We start from the raw sequence: 3,823 nt of genomic DNA, 5'->3' as shown, positions 1-3,823 counted from the left end.
TGTGATAATTTTTCAAAAGATGGAACATTCGAAATATTAAAAGAATATGATTTTATTGATGTATTTCAAAGAAAATCTACAAGAGGATTGGGAAGACAATATGCGTTAGAAAATTTAATTAAAAATCATCCAGATGTAGATTATATATTTTATATAGATTTTGATGTTGTATTTCCTGATTATTTGAATGAATTAATAGATGGAATTATAAAGATATATAAAGAAAACGAGATTATTGGTTTTGGAGCATTTGCATCAATAAATACCTATAAAAAAGTATTAACAAAAGTAAGATGGAGAAATATGAATGTTACCGAGGATTTTATGTATAGTATTGATATAATTCATAAAGGATTTAATTTATACTTCCTTGGATTACCTATAGCTATTAATCAGGAAAGACCAAACAGAGAAAGGAAATATGCAAAGGGATTAAAATATGTAAATAGATTATTTAAAATATATTTTAGAGATTATGCTTTACATAAATTATTAGCTACCTGGATAAAATTTAATTCAATGGGAGATCCAGAAAGAATTTTACATACTCACTTAAAAGATATTTTAATACCACCAGAGTTAAATTTAGATAAGAACCTATTATTTTTAATTATTCCTTATCATCCAAGATACTTAATAAAAATGATAAAGAAATTATCTTTATATTATGATTATGTTTATTTATACAGAATTAAAAGAAAAAATAAAGCAAAGTATTATTTAATAATTTATTATGATTATAAAACAATTGAAAAATATCTTATGAACTTTCTAAAATATGTTAACAAGCCTTTTGATCCAAACAAAGTAATAAAAATTAATCTAAAATAGCTTTAAATTATCTTTATTTTGTAATACATTTACAAAGTTTTCATTAAATTTAATTAATCCATTAACCATATCATACATTTTATTATATAATTTTACAACTCCCAAATCTTGAGTATAATTATCTGGAGAGAAATCTAAATCTTTATCATACTCTTTTGTTGATCTTTCATGCAACATCAATATTCCAGTCAATATTAATATATTTCCAAATATATTTAATGTATCTTTATTTTTTTCCAATTCTCTTTTAATTAAACTTCTAGCCATCCCTGTATTTAATACATTACTTACCTTTCCACCCATTCTACTAAATAAATTCATAGCAAAATTAATTAAACTCTCAACAACTTCTTCAGACATTTGATATTTATTAATCAATTCATTAATTGAAAATAGATTATTTAAATCATTTTCATTATATCTAACAATATTTTTTCTCTCATTTTTATCTTTTAATTTTTTCAAAAATTCATCTACTTCTTTTTTATATTTTTCATAATCTTCCTTAAATTTTTTCTTATTTTCTTCAGATAATAATACTTCATAAATTATAGAATTTTGATTAGCTATTTTCTTTAATTTATCAAATATCTTATTTTTATTTACAAAATCTTCAAATGAATTATAATTTTTATCTTTTACATCCTTTAATTTTACCATTTGGAATAACAATACTAAACTCTTTACAGAAGAATATAGAGATTGTTCTAAATAATATATTGCCAAATTATAATTTTTCTTATTATATAAATCATAAGAATCTGATAAATTTTTCTTAGCATTTTCTATTAATTCCTTTGAATATTCTATATTTTCTTGAGGTACTTTCTTAAATAAATTAAAACCAGTCATTAATTTTGCAAGATCAAATATACCAACCATTATTTTAATATAAAATTAAGATTTAAGAATTTCTAACAATATTTTTGCATCATTTATTATATCATTTATATCTATATATTCGTTTGGCATATGTGCACTTTCATTATATGTACTCCATACAATTGCATTCAAACCTTTTTCTCTTAAATATTTTGCATATGTTCCTCCTCCAATTCCTATCAATCTTGGTTCATTATTTTTATATTTTTTAATTGCTTCTCTTAATTCATTTAAGAATTCATTATTATCAATATTTCCTAATATAGATGGATAATCTTTATTTACAATTTCAATATCAATTTTACAATTATAATTTCTTTCAAATTCTTTACATATATATTCTATTGTTTGATATACTTCATCTAAATTATAATCTGGCAATATTCTACAATCATAATAAAATATAAATTCTCCAGGTATTGTATTTACATTATCTACATTTTTTTCAACTTTTGTTGGTTCAAATGTACTTTTGGGAGGGTTAAATAATTTATTCTCTTTATCATATTTTTCATGTAAAGAATCATATAATTGTAAAATTAATATAGATCCCAATTTTGTTGAATTAATACCCAAATCTGGGGTACTTGCATGTGCTTGTTTCCCAATAACCTTAAATTTTATCCATAATATTCCTTTCTCAGCAATTTCAATATCTAAACCATCAGGACTTCCTGAATCAGGTACTAAAATCCAATCATCCTTTTTAAATAAATTTGGCTCTTTTTCCAAAATATATTTTAATCCATATTTACTTCCGGTTTCTTCATCTGAAGCTAATATTAATCCATAATTATATTTAGGTAAAATATTATTATCTTTAAAATATTTTGCTAATAATATTCCTAAAACAATTCCATTTCCATTATCTTGTACTCCTCTTCCATATATTTTATTACCTTCAACCGTAACATTAAATGGATCATATTTCCATAGATTTAAACTTCCTTCTGGTACAGTATCAATATGTGCAATTATCCAAAATGTTTTTTCTCTATTTTTTCCATATTTTATTGCAATAATATTTGGTCTTGATTTTTCTTTTACCCTTTCATCAGGTGCTTCAATTATTCTAATTTCATCAAATAAATCTTTTATAATATTATATAATACTTTTGCTCTTTCCCATTCACCTTCTCCATTATTTTCTGGTCCTATAGATTTAACTGGTATAAATTTCTTATATAAATCTATTATATAATCTCTATATTCCTCTATATTCATAAATAAGAAAATATTCAATATATTTATATGAGTGTTATAAATGGAGAAGATGCAAAAAAATTTGTAAAAGAATATGTAAAAGTAAATCCTGCAGGAATTGACATAAAACCCAAAAAAATATATAAAATACCAGTCAAAAAAATAAAATATATATTAATTGATAAAGATAAGAGAGGGTATTTCTTTGATTATAATTTAGATTATGAAGATCTATTAGAAATTGCAATTAATGAAAATAAAAGAAAGGAATTATTAGAAAATTCGTTTAAGAAAATTCCAGATTCATTTGTTGAAATAAAACCAAAAAATAATTATTGGGTATTAAATAAAGGATTATACTATGTAGTATTTCCTGAAGTTGAAATTCCAAATGATATGATTGCAATAGCATTACCAAGATCTACATTTAATAGATTGGGAATATTGAAGTTTGAAAGTGCATTATTTGATCCTGGATATAAGGGAGAATTTACACAAACATATTATTTTCCAATTAATGCAAAGATAAATATAAATGAAGCATGGATACAATTAATATTTATTAAATTAGAAAAGGAATCAAAAGAAACATATAAGGGATATTGGTATGGAGAGAAATATTGAAAGATTAAATAATTTATTATATTTTTCTTTATTTTCAATATATTATAATTCTGTTAATTTTATTTTATATTTAATTATTTATTATAACCCATTAATATTATTCAATATAATATATAATGTTATTTTCTTATTAATTACGATTTCCTTATTTTTAATATCAATAATAATGTACTTAAATTTCAAACATAATTCAAGCATAATTATATTACTATTAATTTATATAATAACGAACTTTTTATTATTTTTTAAATATCCTTTTATAGTATATAATATTTTATTTTCA

Annotated in this window: 4 protein-coding genes; 2 read left to right on the top strand and 2 right to left on the bottom strand. The window is 21.3% G+C overall.

Annotated elements, in window-relative coordinates; genetic code table 11:
• Positions 1 to 831, top strand: an 831-nt coding sequence (locus DDW03_RS02530) for a glycosyltransferase family 2 protein (protein WP_228615492.1), incomplete at its 5' end; no start/stop codon positions are given.
• On the opposite strand, the gene DDW03_RS02525 is transcribed toward DDW03_RS02530, so the two are convergent.
• Both DDW03_RS02525 and DDW03_RS02520 read right to left on the bottom strand, forming a co-directional pair.
• Positions 823 to 1,713 (bottom strand): HEPN domain-containing protein, encoded by an 891-nt coding sequence (locus DDW03_RS02525; RefSeq protein ID WP_228615491.1) that lies wholly within the window; start codon positions 1,711 to 1,713, stop codon positions 823 to 825. The two genes, DDW03_RS02530 and DDW03_RS02525, sit on opposite strands and share 9 nt — an antisense overlap.
• Before the next feature lie 15 nt (positions 1,714 to 1,728).
• Positions 1,729 to 2,937 carry a M20 family metallo-hydrolase gene (locus DDW03_RS02520; protein WP_228615490.1) on the bottom strand — a complete coding sequence of 403 codons (1,209 nt, stop codon included), beginning with the start codon at positions 2,935 to 2,937 and terminating at the stop codon, positions 1,729 to 1,731.
• Between the two features lie 27 nt (positions 2,938 to 2,964).
• On the opposite strand from DDW03_RS02520, the gene DDW03_RS02515 reads away from it, so the two are divergent.
• Positions 2,965 to 3,540: a dCTP deaminase domain-containing protein gene (locus DDW03_RS02515; protein WP_228615489.1), complete on the top strand. Its 576-nt coding sequence runs from the start codon at positions 2,965 to 2,967 to the stop codon at positions 3,538 to 3,540.
• Positions 3,541 to 3,823 lie beyond the last annotated feature (283 nt).

Source organism: Candidatus Nanobsidianus stetteri, from assembly GCF_003086415.1.
Classification (GTDB): domain Archaea; phylum Nanobdellota; class Nanobdellia; order Nanobdellales; family Nanobdellaceae; genus Nanobdella; species Nanobdella stetteri_A.
This window is presented reverse-complemented; position numbering and strand designations above follow the sequence as displayed.

Excerpts from the sequence above, each read along its gene's own strand:
- DDW03_RS02515 (WP_228615489.1), top strand. The coding sequence starts at position 2,965 with ATGAGTGTTATAAATGGAGAAGATGCAAAAAAATTTGTAAAAGAATAT.
- DDW03_RS02525 (WP_228615491.1), bottom strand. The coding sequence starts at position 1,713 with ATGGTTGGTATATTTGATCTTGCAAAATTAATGACTGGTTTTAATTTA.
- DDW03_RS02520 (WP_228615490.1), bottom strand. The coding sequence starts at position 2,937 with ATGAATATAGAGGAATATAGAGATTATATAATAGATTTATATAAGAAA.